This is a genomic window from Hymenobacter sp. UYAg731 (genome assembly GCF_054061335.1).
This window is the reverse complement of sequence record NZ_JBSSEC010000003.1, coordinates 340,662-358,928: the sequence shown is the minus strand read 5'-3', so window position 1 is coordinate 358,928 and position 18,267 is coordinate 340,662. Positions and strand designations below refer to the sequence as shown.

The 18,267-nt window shown below is 61.7% G+C and carries 13 protein-coding genes; 8 read left to right on the top strand and 5 right to left on the bottom strand.

The genetic code is table 11. The annotated features are described in order from the left end of the window. Positions 1-144: 144 nt before the first annotated feature. The 3 genes from ACVWYF_RS09600 to ACVWYF_RS09590 all read right to left on the bottom strand — a co-directional run bounded on the left by ACVWYF_RS09600 (position 145) and on the right by ACVWYF_RS09590 (position 2,985). Positions 145-1,311 (bottom strand): 1-deoxy-D-xylulose-5-phosphate reductoisomerase, encoded by a 1,167-nt coding sequence (locus tag ACVWYF_RS09600; RefSeq protein WP_457067173.1) that lies wholly within the window; start codon positions 1,309-1,311, stop codon positions 145-147. 53 nt (positions 1,312-1,364) lie between these two features. After that, entirely contained in the window at positions 1,365-2,075 is a 711-nt protein-coding gene (locus ACVWYF_RS09595; protein ID WP_457067171.1) for a GAF domain-containing protein, read from the bottom strand. Between the two features lie 205 nt (positions 2,076-2,280). After that, entirely contained in the window at positions 2,281-2,985 is a 705-nt protein-coding gene (locus tag ACVWYF_RS09590) for a GAF domain-containing protein (protein ID WP_457067169.1), read from the bottom strand. Positions 2,986-3,081: 96 nt separating this feature from the next. Here ACVWYF_RS09590 and ACVWYF_RS09585 point away from each other — a divergent pair, with 96 nt between their 5' ends. From ACVWYF_RS09585 to ACVWYF_RS09570, 4 genes are all read left to right on the top strand, one after another. Beyond that, the gene (locus tag ACVWYF_RS09585) at positions 3,082-4,242 is read left to right on the top strand and encodes a geranylgeranyl reductase family protein (protein WP_457067166.1); all 1,161 of its coding nucleotides are present in this window, start codon (positions 3,082-3,084) and stop codon (positions 4,240-4,242) included. Positions 4,243-4,388: 146 nt separating this feature from the next. Then, the gene (locus tag ACVWYF_RS09580) at positions 4,389-5,402 is read left to right on the top strand and encodes a hypothetical protein (protein WP_457067164.1); all 1,014 of its coding nucleotides are present in this window, start codon (positions 4,389-4,391) and stop codon (positions 5,400-5,402) included. Positions 5,403-5,680: 278 nt separating this feature from the next. After that, positions 5,681-7,225, top strand: coding sequence for a SulP family inorganic anion transporter (locus tag ACVWYF_RS09575; protein ID WP_457067162.1), 1,545 nt, complete (start codon positions 5,681-5,683; stop codon positions 7,223-7,225). 63 nt (positions 7,226-7,288) lie between these two features. Then, entirely contained in the window at positions 7,289-7,519 is a 231-nt protein-coding gene (locus ACVWYF_RS09570) for a hypothetical protein (RefSeq protein ID WP_457067160.1), read from the top strand. Positions 7,520-7,933: 414 nt separating this feature from the next. Here the strand turns inward: ACVWYF_RS09570 and ACVWYF_RS09565 are convergent, their stop codons facing one another. Both ACVWYF_RS09565 and gltB read right to left on the bottom strand, forming a co-directional pair. Continuing rightward, complete coding sequence (locus ACVWYF_RS09565; protein WP_457067158.1) at positions 7,934-9,403, bottom strand: glutamate synthase subunit beta; 1,470 nt, start codon at positions 9,401-9,403, stop codon at positions 7,934-7,936. A 134-nt stretch (positions 9,404-9,537) separates the two neighbouring features. Then, positions 9,538-14,061, bottom strand: a complete 4,524-nt coding sequence (gene gltB, locus ACVWYF_RS09560; RefSeq protein WP_457067156.1) for a glutamate synthase large subunit — start codon at positions 14,059-14,061, stop codon at positions 9,538-9,540. Positions 14,062-14,530: 469 nt separating this feature from the next. On the opposite strand from gltB, the gene ACVWYF_RS09555 reads away from it, so the two are divergent. The 4 genes from ACVWYF_RS09555 to ureC all read left to right on the top strand — a co-directional run bounded on the left by ACVWYF_RS09555 (position 14,531) and on the right by ureC (position 18,254). After that, on the top strand, positions 14,531-15,097 hold the full coding sequence (locus ACVWYF_RS09555) for a HupE/UreJ family protein (RefSeq protein ID WP_457067153.1): 567 nt from the start codon (positions 14,531-14,533) through the stop codon (positions 15,095-15,097). A 155-nt stretch (positions 15,098-15,252) separates the two neighbouring features. Next, positions 15,253-15,993, top strand: coding sequence for an urease subunit beta (locus tag ACVWYF_RS09550; protein WP_457067151.1), 741 nt, complete (start codon positions 15,253-15,255; stop codon positions 15,991-15,993). A 34-nt stretch (positions 15,994-16,027) separates the two neighbouring features. After that, on the top strand, positions 16,028-16,537 hold the full coding sequence (locus tag ACVWYF_RS09545; protein WP_457067148.1) for a hypothetical protein: 510 nt from the start codon (positions 16,028-16,030) through the stop codon (positions 16,535-16,537). Between the two features lies 1 nt (position 16,538). After that, positions 16,539-18,254: an urease subunit alpha gene (gene ureC / locus ACVWYF_RS09540; RefSeq protein ID WP_457067146.1), complete on the top strand. Its 1,716-nt coding sequence runs from the start codon at positions 16,539-16,541 to the stop codon at positions 18,252-18,254. Positions 18,255-18,267: the final 13 nt, after the last annotated feature.

Below are 18,267 nucleotides of genomic sequence, written 5' to 3'. Positions count from 1 at the left end.
GAACTAGATATGGAGAAGTTGAGAAAAGAAGACCGTCATGCAGAGCGCAGCGAAGCATCTTTACCGCTTCGTTGAGGTAGTATTAATTACTACTAAGGTAAAGATGCTTCGCTGCGCTCTGCATGACGGTCTGGCCGATAGAAATTAAACCAAGCTTTCGGCTAGCCGGCGCGTTTCCGCGTCGGTAGCCACTAGGTCGGCCAATAACGGCTCTGCAAGGTACGATACCCGCGCCAGGCACTCGGACACGAGGTCCGACATTTGGCGGAAGCCCACCTCTTCCCGCAAAAATGCGGCCACGGCCACTTCGTTGGCTGCGTTGAGGATGCAGGGCGCGTTGCCGCCCCGCCGCATGGCCCCGAAAGCCAGCTCCAGGTTGGGAAACGCGGCCCGGTCGGGCGCTTCAAACGTGAGGGTAGGGTAATCGAGGAAGGAGAAGCGCGGGAAGGTGTTGGCCAGCCGCTGCGGGTAGCCCAGGGCGTACTGGATGGGTAGTTTCATGTCGGGCAGGCCGAGCTGGGCCTTTAGGGAGCCGTCCTCGAACTGTACCAGCGAATGCACGATGCTTTGCGGGTGGACCACCACGTCAATCTGCTCATTGGTGAGGCCGAACAGCCATTTGGCTTCGATGACTTCGAGCCCTTTGTTCATGAGTGAGGCCGAATCGATGGTGATTTTGGCCCCCATATCCCAGTTGGGGTGTTTCAGGGCCTGGGCCTTAGTCACGGCTTCCATCTGCTGGGCGGTGCGGCCCCGGAACGGCCCACCGGAGGCGGTGAGAATGATTTTCTCGATGGGGTTCTGCTCCTCGCCCACCAAACACTGGAAGATGGCGGAATGCTCCGAATCGACGGGTAGCAGGCGCACGTTGTGCTCCCTGATGAGGCTGGTAATCAACTCGCCGGCTACCACCAGTGTTTCCTTGTTGGCGAGGGCAATGTCCTTGCCGGCCCGGATGGCGGCCACCGTGGGCAGCAGCCCGGCGTAGCCCATAAGGGCGGTGAGCACGATGTCGATTTCGGGGAGAGTTACCACGTCGGCCAGCGCGGCGGGGCCGGCCAGGACTTCGGTTTCGGGCTGGTCAGCCAGGGCGGCTTTCAGAAGCGGATAGCAGTTTTCGTCGCCGATAACCACGACGGCGGGCCGAAACTCACGGGCCTGCCGGGCCAGCAGTTCCCACTGCCGCTGCGCACTCAGTACCGCCACCCGGAACCGGCCTGACTGCTGCCGCACCACTTCCAGCGCCTGCGTGCCAATGGAACCCGTCGCGCCGAGCAACGCCAGCGTTTTTACCTTCTTTTCTTCAAGCATAATGATGCAAACACGGAAACGGCGCAAAAGTACGCCGCCCCTGCGTTCAAGGGCTAAACCCGCTTGAGCGTAGCAGTCACAAACTGGTCGACAATGCCCGCAATTCCCTGTACCTCGGCTACTACACTCTCGGTGAGCTGGGCGGGGCCGCCGGGGGGCGTGGTGCGCTCGGCCAGGGCGCTGAGGCGCGCCAGCTGCCCACCGATGGCCCCGTACACGGGGTTCCAGAGCACGGCAGTGCGGTCGGCGTGCGCGCCCAGGATACGGCGCAGTTCCAGCAGACGCATCACCAGGCCAGCCAAGGTGGCCAGTAGGGCACGCTCGACGGGGGCAAATTGACGGGGCGGGCCATCGTACACGCATAGCGAGCCGAGGTTGTAGCCTTCGGGGGTACGCAGGTTGTGGCCGGCGTAGAAGCTCAGGCCCAGCTGCTGGAGCAGGGAAATATCCACACCGGGGGCACTGGCTTGGTTCAGGTCTTCGAATACGGCGGTGTCGTCGTGCAAAATGGTGGCGGAGCACAGGCTTTGGTTGCGCGGAATGCGCTCGATGGCCACCGGCAGGTTGTAGGGCGCTTTCACCAGCACCTCGTCTTTCTCCACAATGGACAGCATAGCGTTGGAAACGCCAAAGAGCCGGGCGGTGGCGGCCACCACGTCATCAAGCACTTTTTCGCTGCGCGCATCCAGCAAGTAGTAGCCTTCGAGGGCGTGGAGCCGGGCCACGTCGTTGGCCGGTATCAGGGAAATAGACTTATCAACCAAAATAAAACAGGTAAGAGGGCGCAGCCAGGAAGAAGCGAATGATTCTGGCGGGCCGGGCGGTGGATGCCGGTGCCGCCGAACTGTCAGTTCCTGCTTGTACCCCGGGCGGGGAGTCAGGGTTGCGCGACTGGGCTGGAAGCATGAAGCAATAATAACCAAACCCCAACCGGGCTGGGATAATTCTCCGGCCGGCAGCATTGCGCGGCTACTTGTGGCGCATCGTGGCCGTCACCAGCTGGTCGAGGTTGGCCACGATGGCACCAGCCTCCTGGGCCACATCCGGGGCAAGTGGGCTTTGGGCTGAAGTACCGTGCCGGGCCAAAGTATTGAGCACCGCCAGCTGCTCGCTCATGCTGCGGTAGATGGTGCTCCAGAGCAGGGCCGTGAGGCCGGAATGCGGCCCCATAGTGCGGCGCAGCTCTAGCAGGTGCATCACCAAGGTGGCCAGCTGGCCCAGCAGGTGGCGCTCGGCGGGGGGGAAGTGCCGGGGCGGGCCATCGAAGAGGCACAGCGTGCCGATGTTGTAGCCCTCGGGCGTGCGCAGGTTGTGGCCGGCGTAGAAATGCAGCCCCAACTGCAGAATGAGGGAAATATCGACGCCCGGCGCACTGTTTTGCTTAAGGTCTTCGAACACGGCCGTCTCGTTTTGCAGGATGGTGGCCGAGCACAGGCTTTGCTCGCGGGGAATGCGTTCAAGGGGCACCGGCAGGTTATAAGGCGCTTTGAGCAATACCGTATTGCCCTCCACCATAGTGAGCATGGCATTGGAAACCCGAAAGAGGTGGGCGGTGGCAGCCACCACATCGTCGAGAATTTGTTCGCGGTGCGCGTCCAGCAGCTGGTAGCGGCTGAGGGCCTGGAGGCGGGCCGCGTCATCGGCCGGGAGCAGGATGTTCGGTAGAGCAGTCAAGGCCAGGAGATGAAGTGTGAATGAATGTACGCAAATCCGCCGGAAATGTGGCGGGGACGCAGGAGCCGCTCGGGCGCGGCTGCTACCTTTGGCCCCGTGCCTGTTTCTTCCCCATTTGATTACGACGTGGCCATCGTCGGGGCCGGCCCGGCGGGCACGGCCTGCGCACTGGCCCTGCGCCAGAGCGGACTGCGCGTGGCGTTGCTCGACAAAGCCAGATTCCCGCGCGATAAAGTGTGCGGCGATGCCATTCCCGGCCACGCTTTCAAGGCCCTGCGCCAGCTCGACCCAGCTTTCGTGGAGCAGCTCTGGCAGCTCCACCCGCGCGACGACGTGCGCGACTCCCGCCTGGTGGCCCCCGGCGGGGCCAGCCTCACCCTGCAGTGGAAGCTGCCCAGCTTCAACAGCCCCCGCGAAACGTTCGACGCCGCGCTGCTGGACCTGGTGCGGCAGCATTCAACCACCGACATCCTCGAAAATACCGGCCTCAAGACCCTGAAAATTGAGCCCGACCACGCCTGCCTGACCACCACCGGAGGCCGCGAAATCACGGTTCAACTGGTCATCGGCTGCGACGGGGCCAACTCCGCCGTGGGCCGCAAGCTGCTGCCCGCGCCACTCGACCGCGCCCACCACTGCGCCGGCGTGCGGGCCTACTACGAAAACGTGGCCGGGGCTAGCAGCGGAACCACCGAGTTTTTTCTCAGCAGCGACTACCTGGCCGGCTACGTCTGGCTGTTTCCCGTGGGTGCGGGCCGCTACAATGTGGGCCTGGGCATGCTGTCCGAAATAGTCTCGCAACACAAAGTCGACCTCAAGGAAACCCTGACGCGGGTACTGAGCAAGCACCCCGAGCTGGCCGGCCGCTTTGCCCAGGCGCGGCCGCTGGGGCCCATTGTGGGCTTCGGGCTGCCGCTGGGCGGCGGGCGGGAGCGGCCCATCAGTGGGCACCGGTTTATGCTGTGCGGCGATGCCGCGTCGCTGATTGACCCCCTGCAGGGCCACGGCATCGATACGGCCATTCAGAGCGGCATCCTGGCCGGGGCGCAGGCGGCGGCGTGCTTTGCAGAGCAGGATTTTAGCGCCGGATTCATGCGGGAATATGATGCCCAGGTAGCGCACAAAATCGGCCGGAAGCTGGCCAAAAGCTACCGCCTCATGCGCTTTCTCAGCAACAAGGCGTGGCTGGTGAACGCGGCCGTGCGCCTGGCCCGCGTGCCAGGGCTCAAGCCCTGGGTGCAACGGGCGATAGGGTAGAAGCGGAAGCGTTTGCATTGCGCAACAAGCAATGTAAAACCGATTTTAATGTGGTTTTAATGCCTCATACTGCGGTTTCGGGCAGCCGTGTGGGGTTTGGGTTCGTACAAGCAAATAGCTCATTCATTGACCACTATTCCTGCTTTATGATAACCCAAACCATTTTAGCCCCCTTCGGCCCCACTACATTGCCCCGCTTTGTGCGCCTGACGGTCCTGGCGGCGGGCCTGCTGGCGCTGCTGCCCGGCTGCTCCAAAGATTCCGAGCCGGTGGCCGCGACGCCCGCCGCGCCCGCCCGCATCTCTGTGCCGCAGCCGGCGCTCTCGCCCGAAGGCATTCAGTACGACGAAGCCAACAAGCGCTTTTACGTCAGCTCCCGCACCAAAGGGAGCGTCGGCACCGTGCGCGACGACAGCACCTATACGGAGTTCGGCAAGGATTCCCGCCTGATTTCCACCATCGGCCTCAACCTTGATGCCGGCCGCCAGCGCCTGCTGGCCGCCGTGTCCGACAATGGCTTCAACCCCAGCGTGATGAATGCGCCCACCAAAGGGAAGCTGGCGGCTCTGGCCATCTTCAACAGCAGCACCGGCGCGCTCACCAGCTTCGTGAATCTGGCTACGCTTCCCGCCGCCGCTGCCTACCCCAGCCACTTCGCCAACGACATTGCCGTAGACAAAGACGGCAACGCCTACATCACCGACAGCATGTCGCCCATCATCTACAAAGTGGATTTGCAGGGCAACGCCACCGTGTTTCTGGAAAATGCGCAGCTGAGCGGTACTGGCTTCGGCCTGAATGGCATTGTGTATCATCCTGACGGCTACCTGCTCACGGCCAAAACCAGCGACGGCACCCTGTTCAAAGTGCCCATCAGCAACCCCGCCGGCTTCACCACGGTAGGCAAATCGCAAAACCTCATCGGAGCCGATGGCCTGCTGCTGTTCGACAACACCACGCTGCTGGTGGTGGCCGGCAGCCAAAGCACCGTGTACCGCATGACCACCGCCGATGCCTGGGCCACCACTACCTCCACGGGCAGCTTCGCCACAGGCGCGGTCAGCCCCACCACCATCACCAAGCGCGGCTCCGATGCCTATGTGCTGTATCCGTACACGGCCACGGCCCCGCGCTTTAAGATTGTGAAAGCCACGTTTTAGCGGCGGGCCTTGGGGTTCACCTCATCCCCCGCCCCTCTCTGAAAAGGAGAGGGAAGCCGGACGATTGTTGAAGAATGCGCTGCCATGGCTTCTCTCTCCCGGAGGAGAGGGGCCGGGAGTGAGGCGAACCCCAACCCGTACCTTTGCGGGCATATATGCTCTCCATTATCCCCGTTATTTTCAAGCTTTCTCCACCCTGAGGACTGGCCCGAAACCCTGGAGCCGCCGCTTCCGCCCGGAAGCGTGCGGCTTTTCTTTTGCCTTTTCCTCCGTGATTTATGTCTTCCGTTTCCGCTTATTTATCCCAGTACCAGCGCAACGCTAAAAACGAAATCCTCGCCGGCCTCACTACCGCACTGGCGTTGGTGCCCGAGGTCGTGGCCTTCGCGCTGCTGGCCCACATTAGCCCGCTGGTGGGCATTGGGTCGGCGTTTGTTATTTGTTTGATTACGAGCGTATCTGGCGGCCGGCCGGGCATGATATCCGGCGCGGCCGGCTCGGTGGCCGTGGTCATTGTGAGTCTGGTAGCGCAGCACGGCATCGAATACCTGTTTGTGGCCGTGGTACTCATGGGCCTGATTCAGATGGCCATCGGGCTGCTGAAACTGGGCAAGTTTATCCGGCTGGTGCCGCAACCGGTGGTGTACGGTTTCGTCAATGGCTTGGCCATCATCATCTTCATGGCGCAGCTGGAACAGTTCAAGGTGCGCGACGCGGCCGGGGCCGAACACTGGCTCACGGGCGCGGCGCTGCTGCTGATGGTGGGGTTGGTGGCCCTCACGATGGCCATTGTGTACACGTTGCCGAAGCTCACGAAGGCGGTGCCGGGTTCACTGGTAGCTATTGTGACGGTGTCGGCGCTGGTGATTTTCGGCGGGCTGCAAACCAAAGCCGTGGGCGACATTGCTTCCATTGCGGGCGGCCTGCCCACCCCGCACCTGCCGCAGGTGCCGCTGAACTGGGCCACGCTGGCGCTGGTGCTGCCCTACGCCTTCATCATGGCGCTGGTGGGCCTCACCGAAAGCCTGCTCACCCTCACCGTGGTCGATGAAATGACCGACTCGCGCGGCCGGGGCAACCAAGACTGCGTGGCCCAGGGCCTGGCCAACGTGGCTTCGGGCCTGACTGGCGGCATGGGCGGCTGCGCCATGATTGGCCAGACGATGGTGAACCTCGAATCGCGGGGGCGCGGGCGGCTGTCGGGCGTGGTGGCGGCCGTGGCGCTGGCCCTGTTCGTGGTGGTGGGCGCGCCCGTGATTGAGCGGCTGCCGCTGGCCGCGCTGGTAGGCGTGATGTTCATGGTCGTCATCGGCACGTTTGAGTGGGCCAGCCTGCGCATCCTGCGCCGCATGCCCCGCACCGACGTGCTGGTGATGCTGCTCGTGACGGCCGTAACCGCCATTTCCCAGAATCTGGCGCTGGCCGTGCTGCTGGGCGTCATCGTGTCGGCACTAGCCTTTGCCTGGGAGAATGCCAAGCGCATCCGCGCCCGCCACCACGTCGATGCATCCGGCGTGAAGCACTACGAAATCTACGGCCCGCTCTTCTTCGGCTCGGTGCAGGCCTTCGGCGAGAAGTTCGACGTGGCCACCGACCCGGCCGAAGTAGTAGTGGATTTCCGCGAAAGCCGCGTGGCCGACATGTCCGCCATCGATGCCCTTCACAAACTCACCGAGCGCTACCACCGCGCCGGCAAAACCCTGCACCTGCGCCGCCTCAGCCCCGATTGCCGCCAGTTGCTGAGCAACGCGGGGGCGCTTATTGAGGTGAACGTGGAGGACGACCCGCTGTATACTGTGGTGGGGGAGGAGCGGGTGGATTAGGGCAAATTGTATGCAACTCGGAGGATGTTACTTTGCTAAGCGGTTCCTGAGTACACCCCTTTTATGAAAAAGTATCAAGTGGATAGAAAGTGTACTGAATGCGGCTTTGAAGTAAAAGCTGCACTAACGAAACGCGAAGCTGCTTTTGAGCTTTTTGATACAATTCAATTATTCGGCCCAAGCTGCGTTGTATGTGGTGGAATTAGGTCTACAGGTTCGTTCACGGTGCCCACGCTGGATAAAGAATTAATTACGGAATGGTCGCAAAAAGAGGAGCTTTATGTGGAACAGTAGGACGAAGAAGTGATACTTGGCACCGTACAATACTTGGAGTTAATAATTGAGGCACTGGATAGTCCGCAAACCCTTCCAGATAAAAAGATTGTGCTGCTTTATGCCTTGTGCATAATTGTTTATGATAATTCTGTAAAAGATGGAGGTGACTGGAAGCCAGATACCAATCTAAAGAATCGTGCTATTGAGGAATTGAATAGGCGCAAAAATTTATTGATTCAGGCAGGTGATTGGATAATGGATTATGTTCAAAAGGTCGTTTATCCGCAATTGGACATGAATAGGATTAATAAGTATTGAGAAACAATAAGCCCCGACATTCTGCAATGTCGGGGCTTGTCACATTACTACATTGGTAGCATAGAGCGGGCGGATTGCCGCGTTCCACTATGCTCCACTCGCAATGACTGGTTACTACGCAAACATCCCCACCGCATTCTTGCTCGGCAGGGCCGTCTTCCCCATCAAAAACACATCGACTTCCCGCGCCGCCTCGCGGCCTTCCGAAATGGCCCAGACGACCAGCGACTGGCCCCGTCGCATGTCGCCGGCTACGAACACATTGGGGCGGGAGGTGCGATAGGCTTGTTCGTCGGCGCGCACATTGCCGCGCTCGTCGAGGGCCACGCCCAGCTCCGTCAGCAGGCCCTTCACGCGGGGGCCGGCGAATCCCAGGGCCAGCAGCACGCGCTGGCAGGGGATTTCGCGGTCGGAATCAGGTACTTCTTCGAAGCTCAGGCGGCGGCCCATGATGTCGGTTTCCCAGGTTACGTCGCTCACGCGTAAGGCGCGGAGCTGGCCGGCTTCATCGGCCAGGAATTCTTTAGTGCTGATGCCCCAGTAGCGCTGGCAGCCTTCTTCGTGCGAGGTGCTGCTGCGGAAAACGTGTGGCTCCAGCGGCCAGGGCGTGTGGGCGGGACGCTCGGAACCGGGCTGGTTCATCAGGGCAAACTGCGTGACGCTGCGTGCGCCCTGGCGGTTGGCCGTGCCCACACAATCGGAGCCCGTGTCGCCGCTGCCGATGACGACCACGTCCTGGCCTTCTACCCAGAGCACTTCGTCTACCACGTCGAGTTCGCTCACGCGGCGGTTGTGCTGGGTGAGGTAGTCCATCGCAAAGTGAATGCCTGGCAACTCGCGGCCGGGGATATTTAGTTCGCGCGGCACGCTGGCCCCGCCGGCCAGCACCACGGCATCGAAGCTGGCGGTGAGTTCTACGCCTGACACGTCGCGGCCGATTTCGGTGTTGCAACGGAAACTGATGCCATCGTCCTCTAGGAGCTTGATGCGGCGGTCAATGACCCATTTATCGAGCTTGAAATCGGGAATGCCGTAGCGGAGCAGGCCGCCCGGCCGGTCGTCGCGCTCGAATACGGTGACGGTGTGGCCGGCCCGCGCCAGCTGCGCGGCGGCCGCCAGTCCGGCCGGGCCGGAGCCCACCACGGCCACCGTCTTGCCCGATTTCAGCACCGGCGAAGTGGGCTGCACGTAGCCCATAGAGAAAGCAATTTCGATGATGTGCTTTTCAATTTCCTCAATGGCCACCGGGCTGCTGTGAATGCTAAGCACGCAGGCCGCCTCGCAGGGCGCGGGGCAAATGCGGCCGGTGAATTCGGGGAAATTGTTGGTGGCGCTGAGAATCTGGTAGGCATCTTCCCACTTCTCCTCGCGCACCGCGTCGTTGAATTCGGGGATGATGTTGCCCAGCGGACAGCCGGAGTGGCAAAATGGAATGCCGCAATCCATGCAGCGGGCCGCCTGCTGGGTGAGCTGGTCTTCGGCGTAGGTGCCCACGAACTCGCGATTGTGGGCCACGCGTTCCTGCGGCGCAGCCTTGGGCGGCAGCTCGCGGGAAAATTCTTTGAAACCGGTAGGGTTGGCCATGATGGGTGGTCGTATTAGAACGTCATGCAGAGCGGCAGCGAAGCATCTCTCATGTGGTAGTAATTCAATTGTCAGGATTATGTGGGAGCACGCGAGATGCTTCGCTGCCGCGCTGCATGACGGCCTTCCATCGTTCACCCCACCTCCGCGTACTGCGCCTTTTGCAGCACCTTCTTGTACTCGCTCGGAAATACCTTCACGAACTTCCCGGCCTCCTCCTGCCAATTGCCCAGCAGGAAGGCCGCCACCTGGCTACCGGTCAGCGCCACATGCTGCCGGAGCAGCTCCTGAATCTGGGCCTCGTCGTCAGCATCGAGCGGGTCGAGCTCGACCATTTCGGGGTTGCAGTTCTGGGAGAAGGTGCCGTTGGGGTCGTAAATCCAAGCAATGCCGCCGCTCATACCGGCGGCGAAATTGCGGCCCGTCTGGCCCAGGATGAGGGCGCGGCCGCCGGTCATGTACTCGCAGCCGTGGTCGCCCACGCCTTCCACTACGGCGGTGGCCCCGGAGTTGCGCACCGCGAACCGCTCGCCGGCCTGCCCGCGCACAAATAGCGCGCCGGAGGTGGCCCCGTACAGCGCCACGTTGCCGATGAGGATGTTGTTTTCAGGTACGAACGTGGCGGCGGCATCCGGGAAAATGGCTAGCTGCGCCCCGCTCAGGCCTTTGCCCACGTAGTCGTTGGCCTCGCCCTCCAGCGAAAACGACAGCCCGCGCACGCTGAAGGCCCCGAAGCTCTGCCCCGCCGAACCCCGAAACCGGAAGTTGATGGTGTTGTCGGGCAGGCCGGCGGCGTGGTAGCGCTTGGCAATCTCGTTCGAGAGCAGCGTACCGATGGTGCGGTCGGTGTTATGTACCTCAAACTCGCCGTACACCGGCGTTTGCTCATTCAGGGCCGGCTGGGCGTGTTTGAGTAACTGCCAATCCAAAATGTTATCGAGGCCGTGGTCCTGCGCTTCGCTCTGATACAAAGTGCCGCCGGAGATGTTGGCGGCTGGGTGCAACATGCCGCTCAGGTCGAGGTGGCGGGCTTTCCAGTGGGTGATGCCTTCGCGGACCTTCAGGAATTCGGGGCGGCCCACCATCTCATTTATTGTGCGGAATCCCAGCTCGGCCATGATTTCGCGCAGCTCCTCGGCCAGGAAGCGGAATAGGTTCACGATGTGCTCGGGCTGGCCGGTGAAGAGTTTGCGCAGCTCGGGGTCCTGCGTGGCTACGCCCACGGGGCAGGTGTTGAGGTGGCATTTGCGCATCATCACGCAGCCCCCGGCTACCAGCGCGGCGGTGGCTACGCCCCATTCTTCGGCCCCCAGCAGGGCGGCCACGGCCAGGTCGCGGCCGGTTTTCAGCTGGCCGTCGGCTTGCAGCACCACGCGGCTGCGCAGCTGGTTCTGCACCAGGGTCTGGTGCGCTTCGGCTAGGCCCAACTCCCAAGGCAGGCCGGCGTGCTTGATGGAGCTGATGGGCGACGCGCCCGTGCCACCGTCGTAGCCGGCGATGAGAATCACATCGGCGTGCGCCTTGGCCACGCCGGCGGCGATGGTGCCCACGCCCGCCTTGCTCACCAGCTTCACGTTGATGCGGGCAGCGCGGTTAGCATTTTTCAGGTCGAAAATCAGCTGCGCGAGGTCTTCGATGGAGTAGATGTCGTGGTGGGGCGGGGGCGAAATCAGGCCTACGCCGGGCGTGGCGTGGCGCACTTTCGCAATCCACTCGTCCACCTTGTGGCCGGGGAGCTGGCCGCCTTCGCCGGGCTTGGCACCCTGCGCCATCTTGATTTGCAGCTCATCGGCGTTGGTTAAATAATGGGCCGTGACGCCGAAGCGGGCCGAGGCCACCTGCTTGATGGCCGAGCGCATGGAGTCGCCGTTGGCCATGCGTTCGTAGCGCATCGGGTCCTCGCCGCCTTCGCCGGTGTTGCTTTTGCCGCCGATGCGATTCATGGCAATGGCCAGCGTGCTGTGCGCCTCGTGCGAAATTGAGCCAAACGACATGGCCCCGGTGGCGAAGCGTTTCAAGATATTTTCGGCCGGCTCCACTTCATCAATGGCGATTGCCTCGCGGTGATGCGCGAAATCCAACAGGCCGCGCAGCGTGAACATCTGCCGCGTCTGCTCATTGATGAGCCGGGCGTAGCGCTGGTAGGTGGCGTAGTTATTCGTGCGCGTCGCCAGCTGCAGCAGATGCACCGTTCCGGGGTTGAACATGTGCGCCTCGCCGCGCCGCCGCCAGTGGTAGAGGCCGCCGTCGGGCAGCAGAATCTGCTCCTCGGGCGTGGTGGTTTTAAAGCCCTGGAAGTGCTTGTATAGCGTTTCGCGGGCAATTTCATCCAACCCCAACCCACCGATGCGCGTGACCGCGCCGCAGAAATAAGCGTCCACCACGGCCTGGTTCAAACCCAGAATCTCGAACACCTGCGCGCCGTGGTAGCTCTGCAAAGTCGAAATTCCCATCTTCGAGAAAATCTTCAGCAGGCCGTCGCATACGGCTTTGATGTAGTTATAGGTCAGTTGCGACTGGTCCAGCGAAGTATTCAAATGGCCGGCCTCGCGCATGGTCCGTACCGTGGACAGCGCCAGGTAGGGGTTGATGGCCGTGGCCCCGAACGATAGCAAGCAGGCGAAATGATGCACTTCCCACACGTCGCCGGCCTCCACCACCAGGCCCACCGAGCCTCGGAAACCGAGCTTAATCAGGTGGTGATGCACGGCCGAAACCGCCAGTAGCGACGGAATGGGCGCGTGCTCCGAGTCCACGGCGCGGTCCGACAAAATCAGCACCTCGAAGCCGTCGTTCACCGCGTCCTCAGCGTAACGGCACAGGCGCGAGAGGCCGCGCTCCAACGCGCCAGGCAGCCCGTCGGCCTTGAAATAGGTTTGCAAGGTCTTGGCATTGAACATGCCGGTATCGATGCTGCGCAGCTTTTCCAGCTCGTGGTTGCTCAGAATGGGCTGGCGCAGGGCCACGCAGTGGCAGTGGTGCTTGTCCTCGTCCAGAATGTTGCCGTTGTTGCCCAGGAAGGTGGCCAGGCTCATCACCAGCCGCTCGCGAATGGGGTCGATGGGCGGGTTGGTAACCTGCGCGAAAAACTGCTTGAAGTAGCTGCTCAGGTGCTGGGGCTGGTCCGAAAGCACGGCCAGCGGCACGTCCACGCCCATCGAGCCGATGGGCTCCTTGGCCTCCAGCGCCATCGGCGTAATCAGCGCGTCGATGTCCTCGCGGGTGTAGCCGAACACTTGGTGGTACTTGAACACGGCATCCGCCGCCAAATCCGTGAACATCTGGCGCGGCTCGGGCAGCTCTTCGAGGCGAATCTGGTACTCGTTCAGCCACGCGCCGTAGGGCTGGCGGCCGGCGGCCTGGGCCTTCAATTCTTCATCGGTGATAATGCGGCCGGCCACGGTATCCACCAGCAGCATTTTGCCGGGCTGGAGGCGGCCCTTCTGCACCACGGTGGCCGGGTCTATGTAGAGCACGCCGGCTTCGGAGGCTACCAGCACGCGGCCGTCGGTGGTTTCGAGGTAGCGCAGGGGGCGCAGGCCGTTGCGGTCGAGCATGGCCCCAATCTGCTGGCCATCAGTGAAAATGAGGGCTGCCGGGCCGTCCCAGGGCTCCATAAACGTAGCGTGGAACTCGTAGAAGGCCTTTTTGAGCGGGTCCATTTGGGTGTTGCCGTCCCAGGCTTCGGGCACCAGCATCATCATCACATGCGGCAGCGGGCGGCCCGAGTGCAGCAGGATTTCTACCACGTTGTCGAGGCAGGCCGAGTCCGACTGCCCGGCATCGACCACTGGCAGCAGCATGTCCATTTCCTCGGCCGAGAAGTAAGGCGACACGTAATTCCGCAACCCGGCGTAAAACCAGTTCAGGTTCCCGCGCAGCGTATTGATTTCGCCGTTGTGCGCCAAAAACCGGAAGGGCTGGGCCAGCTTCCAGCTCGGAAACGTGTTGGTCGAAAACCGCGAATGCACCAGCCCGAAGGCCGATACCACCCGCTCGTCGCTGAGGTCGGGGAAGTAGCCGCGCACTTGGTAAGTGGTCAGCTGGCCCTTGTACACGATGGTTTTGCAGGAGAGCGAGGCGAAATAGAACACGTCCATTGCGGCCGGCACCGTCTCGCGCACGGTCTTGAAAATCAGCCGCCGCAGCACGTACAGCTTGCGCTCGAAATCCTCGGCGGTAACAATCCCGGCTGGGCGGCCGAAAAAAACCTGCTCCATCACCGGCTCGGCGGCCAGCGCCGTGGGGCCGATGCCGGCCGGGTTCACCGGCAGCGGCCGGTAGCCCAGCAACGGGAAGCCCAGCCGCGCCGCCGCGCCGTTTATCACCGTATGGCAGGCGGCGCGCAGCTTATCATCCTTCGGCAAAAAGGCGGTGCCCACGCCGTAGCTGCCCGGTTCGGGCAGGCGAATGCTGAGAGCGGTACATTCTTCGAGCAGGAACCAGTGCGGAATTTGAATGAGCAGGCCGGCCCCGTCGCCGGAGTCAGTATCGCAGCCGCAGGCCCCGCGGTGCTCCATGTTTTCGAGCATGGTCAGCGCGTCGGCCACGGTCTGGTGGGTTTTGCGGCCGTTGAGGTAGGTGATGAAACCGGTCCCGCAGGCATCGTGCTCAAATTCGGGGCGGTACAGGCCTTGAGGAATGTCAGTGGATTGCATCGGGAGGCTAATAATTCAAAAAAGTGGTGCCGCCGCTCGGCGGGGTTGTCAGGACGGGCCGGCATAAAGCCAGCCAGCCGCGCACAGTCGTTTACAAGGAACGGCCCCGCGCTGGCAGGAAAAATGGCAGTAGCCCAGGCTTTACTATTTCCAGTCAGGGTTAATTAGCGATAAAATTCTGCTGAACAATACGTTGTGGGTAACGGGTGTACAATGTCAAAACCTGCCGCCGGAGTGTCCACCGCCGGCGAAATGGCCATCTGGCCGGCTCCGCCACGGGCATCGAAAGAGTAAGTTACAAGCGCGTTTGCCGGATTCGGCCGCTAATCCAATAAGTTTAGGTTAATTTCTTGAAAAATTCAGATTGCCCTGAAATTTCAGCGTCCCAAACGTTGCCGGACTATTAATCATTGAATTACCCTTCCAAATGCAAGGTGTATTGCCCATTTTATTCGCTTCAGTAGCCGGAATGGGCCACGCCTTTGAACCCGACCACCTGTTGGCCGTGGGCAACCTGATTTCGCGCCGCGAGACCTTGGCCGAAGCCCTGTGCGACGGCATCTATTGGGGTTTGGGCCACACCACCACGCTGGTAGTCGTGGGCGCTATCATCCTGCTGGGCCGCGTTACCTTCCTCACCTCGCCTTGGTTCGAGGCGGCCGTGGGGCTGATGCTCGTGGTCATGGGCATCAGCCGGCTGCTCGACCAGCGCCGCCCGCCCGCCAAGGTGCGGCCTGGCGCGTCGCCCTCCCGCGCCGCCTACGCCGTGGGCTTGCTCCACGGCCTGGCCGGCAGCGGCGCGCTGGTGCTGCTGGTGATGAGCGAAATCCGCAGCCCGTGGCTGAGCGTAGCCTACTTCGCGGTTTTCGGCGTGGGGTCTATTCTGGGCATGTTCATCGTGGCCGGGCTGTGCAGCGTGCCGTTCACTAAGCGTATGCGGATTAGCCGGTTGCTCAAGGTCAGCACCGTTACCTTGTCCTCGCTGCTATGCATTGGGTACGGCGGGTGGATGATATGGGGGAATATGCGATGGTAGAATGACCACTCAGAACGTCAATAATTCGGAACGTCATGCAGAGCGCAGCGCAGCATCTTTACCTCGATACTAACTCTATTGAATGGTTTACTACTGCGGTAAAGATGCTTCGCTGCGCTCTGCATGACGTTCTTGTAAATCCGTAAACTCCCAACATGCACCTTTCCCCCAAAGACCTCGACAAGCTCATCCTCCACCAGGCCGGTTTCGTCGCCCAAAAACGCTACGCCCGCAGCCTGCTCCTGAACTACCCCGAAGCCCTGGCCCTCATCGCCACGCAGCTGCTGGAGTTCATCCGCGACGGCGAGCGGGTGGCCGTGCTCATGGACAAGGGCAAGCAGCTATTGGGCTTGGCCGACGTGCTGCCCGGCGTGGCCGACTTGCTCCACGAAGTCCAAATCGAAGGCACCTTCCCCGACGGTACCAAGCTCGTGACCGTGCACCACCCCATCTGCCGCGAAACCGGCGATGCCGCCCTGGCCCTCTACGGCTCCGGCCTCAGCAAAGCCCCAGCCCCCGGCGCCGCGCCCGCCAACGCCAGCCACCCCCAACCCGGCGAATACCAGCTGCACCCAGCCGGACTCATCCTCAACGAAAGCCGCGCCACGGTGGACGTGGACGTCGTGAACATGGGCGACCGGCCCGTGCAGGTCGGCTCGCACTACCCCTTCTTCGAAACCAACGCCGCGCTGCAATTCGACCGCGCGGCGGCCTACGGGTTCCGCCTCAACATCCCGGCCGGCACGGCGGTGCGCTTCGAGCCCGGCGAGCGCAAGCGCGTGCGCCTGGTGGCCCTGGCCGGCGAGCGCATCGTGTACGGCGGCAATGGGCTCATTGATGGTAAGCTGGATGATGCTGGAAAGAAGCAGCAGGCGCTGGAGAAACTGGAGAAGTAGCTTACAATTCTAATATGTTTTCGTATTCTGCGGTATGGAAAATCTATGGCGAAAAATACCAGAGTGGTTAAGAATGGCATTGGGATTGGTGGCAATTCCGATTGCTATATTTTTTGTTGTCTTAGCCCTTCCATTCTTCTTCGTCTATTCTTATTTCAGCGACAAGCAATTTGAAAAGAATTATAAGTCGTTTCTGGAGCGAATGAATGGTGCCCGTTTCTTCTGTTACAATAGCCGCAAAAGCAGCGTCGAATTTGCCAGAGAAGTTATTGTGCCTGAATTAGAATCTTCAGTTCAGGTTGTTTTTGTGGATGGAAAAAAAGTGGATTTCGGCACGGATAGCCAATATGTTTCAAAAATGCTTTACAGCGTCAAAGAGCGAAAAGGCTTTCCATATCTGCTAAAAATCGAGGACGCGCAGGTAATTGACACTTCGGTGAATAATCAATTTTATAGCATCATGATTGGCCGCAAACCAATAGCGCCACTTCTAGACAGAATCAACGCTTTTTTCAATTCTACGCCGCCAGTCTTACCCAATTAACATGTCCCTCCCCATTTCCCGTCGCGCGTATGCCGACATGTACGGCCCCACCACCGGCGACCGGGTGCGCCTCGGCGATACCGGCCTGCTGATTGAAGTTGAACGCGACTACTGCGTGTACGGCGAAGAATGCAAGTTCGGCGGCGGCAAGGTGCTGCGCGACGGCATGGGCCAGGCCGCCGGCATCGGGCCGGCCGACGCGCTGGACCTCGTGATTACCAACGCGCTGGTGGTCGACTACACTGGCATTTACAAGGCCGACATCGGCATCAAGGGCGGGCGCATCGTGGGCATCGGCAAGGCCGGCAACCCACACATCATGCCCGGCGTGTCGCCCGGCATGGTGGTGGGCGTGACCACCGAAGTCATTGCCGGCGAAGGCCAGCTGCTCACCGCCGGCGGCATCGACTGCCACATCCATTTCATCAGCCCCCAGCAGATTCCCGAGGCGCTGGCTTCGGGCGTGACGACCATGATTGGGGGCGGCACCGGGCCGGCGGCCGGCACCAACGCCACCACCTGCACGCCCGGCGCGTTCTACCTCGAAACCATGCTGAAGGCCACCGAGGCCTACCCGCTCAACTTCGGGTTTCTGGCCAAGGGCAACTCCTCCCGGCCCGAGGGGCTGCGCGAGCAGGCCGAGGCCGGGGCGCTGGGCTTCAAGCTGCACGAGGACTGGGGCACCACCCCGGCGGCCATCGACATGTGCCTCAGCATTGCCGAGGAATACGACGTGCAGGTCTGCATCCACACCGATACGCTGAACGAGAGCGGCTTCGTGGAAACCAGCGCGGCGGCGTTTAAGGGCCGCACCATCCATTCCTACCACACCGAAGGCGCGGGCGGCGGCCACGCGCCCGACATCATCAAAATCTGCGGCGAGCCCAACGTCATCCCCTCCAGCACCAACCCCACGCGGCCCTTCACGGTGAACACCATCGACGAGCACCTCGACATGCTCATGGTCTGCCACCACCTCGACCGCAACATTCCTGAAGACGTGGCCTTCGCCGAAAGCCGCATCCGGGGCGAAACCATTGCCGCCGAGGACATCCTGCACGATATGGGTGCGCTCAGCATCATCAGCTCCGACTCGCAGGCCATGGGCCGGGTGGGCGAGGTCATCACCCGCACCTGGCAAACGGCCCACAAAATGAAGCAGCAGCGCGGCCCCCTGCCCGAAGACGCGCCCACCCAGGCCGACAACTTCCGCGTGCGCCGCTACGTGGCCAAGTACACCATCAACCCGGCCCGCGCCCACGGCATTTCGCACGAAGTCGGCTCCGTCGAAATCGGCAAGCTGGCCGACCTCGTGCTCTGGAAACCCGCCTTTTTCGGCGCCCGCCCCGAGATGATACTCAAAGGCGGCATCATCGCGCAATCCCAGATGGGCGACGCCAACGCCTCCATCCCCACGCCGCAGCCCTCGTTCTCGCGCCCCATGTTCGGCGCGCTGGGCGGAGCCATCGGGAAGAGTTCGATGGTGTTCGTGTCGGGCGCTTCGGTTGAAAAGGTGCGCGCCGACTATGGCCTCACCAAACAGGTGGTGGCGGTGAAAAACTGCCGGAATATTGGGAAGAAGGATATGGCTTTGAACGACTACCTGCCCAATATTTCCGTCGACTCCGAAACGTACCGCGTGATGGTGGACGGGGTGCATTTGACGTGTGAGCCGGCGGAGGTGCTGCCGCTGGCGCAGCTGTATAACTTGTTTTAGCCTGTAGCGCGGA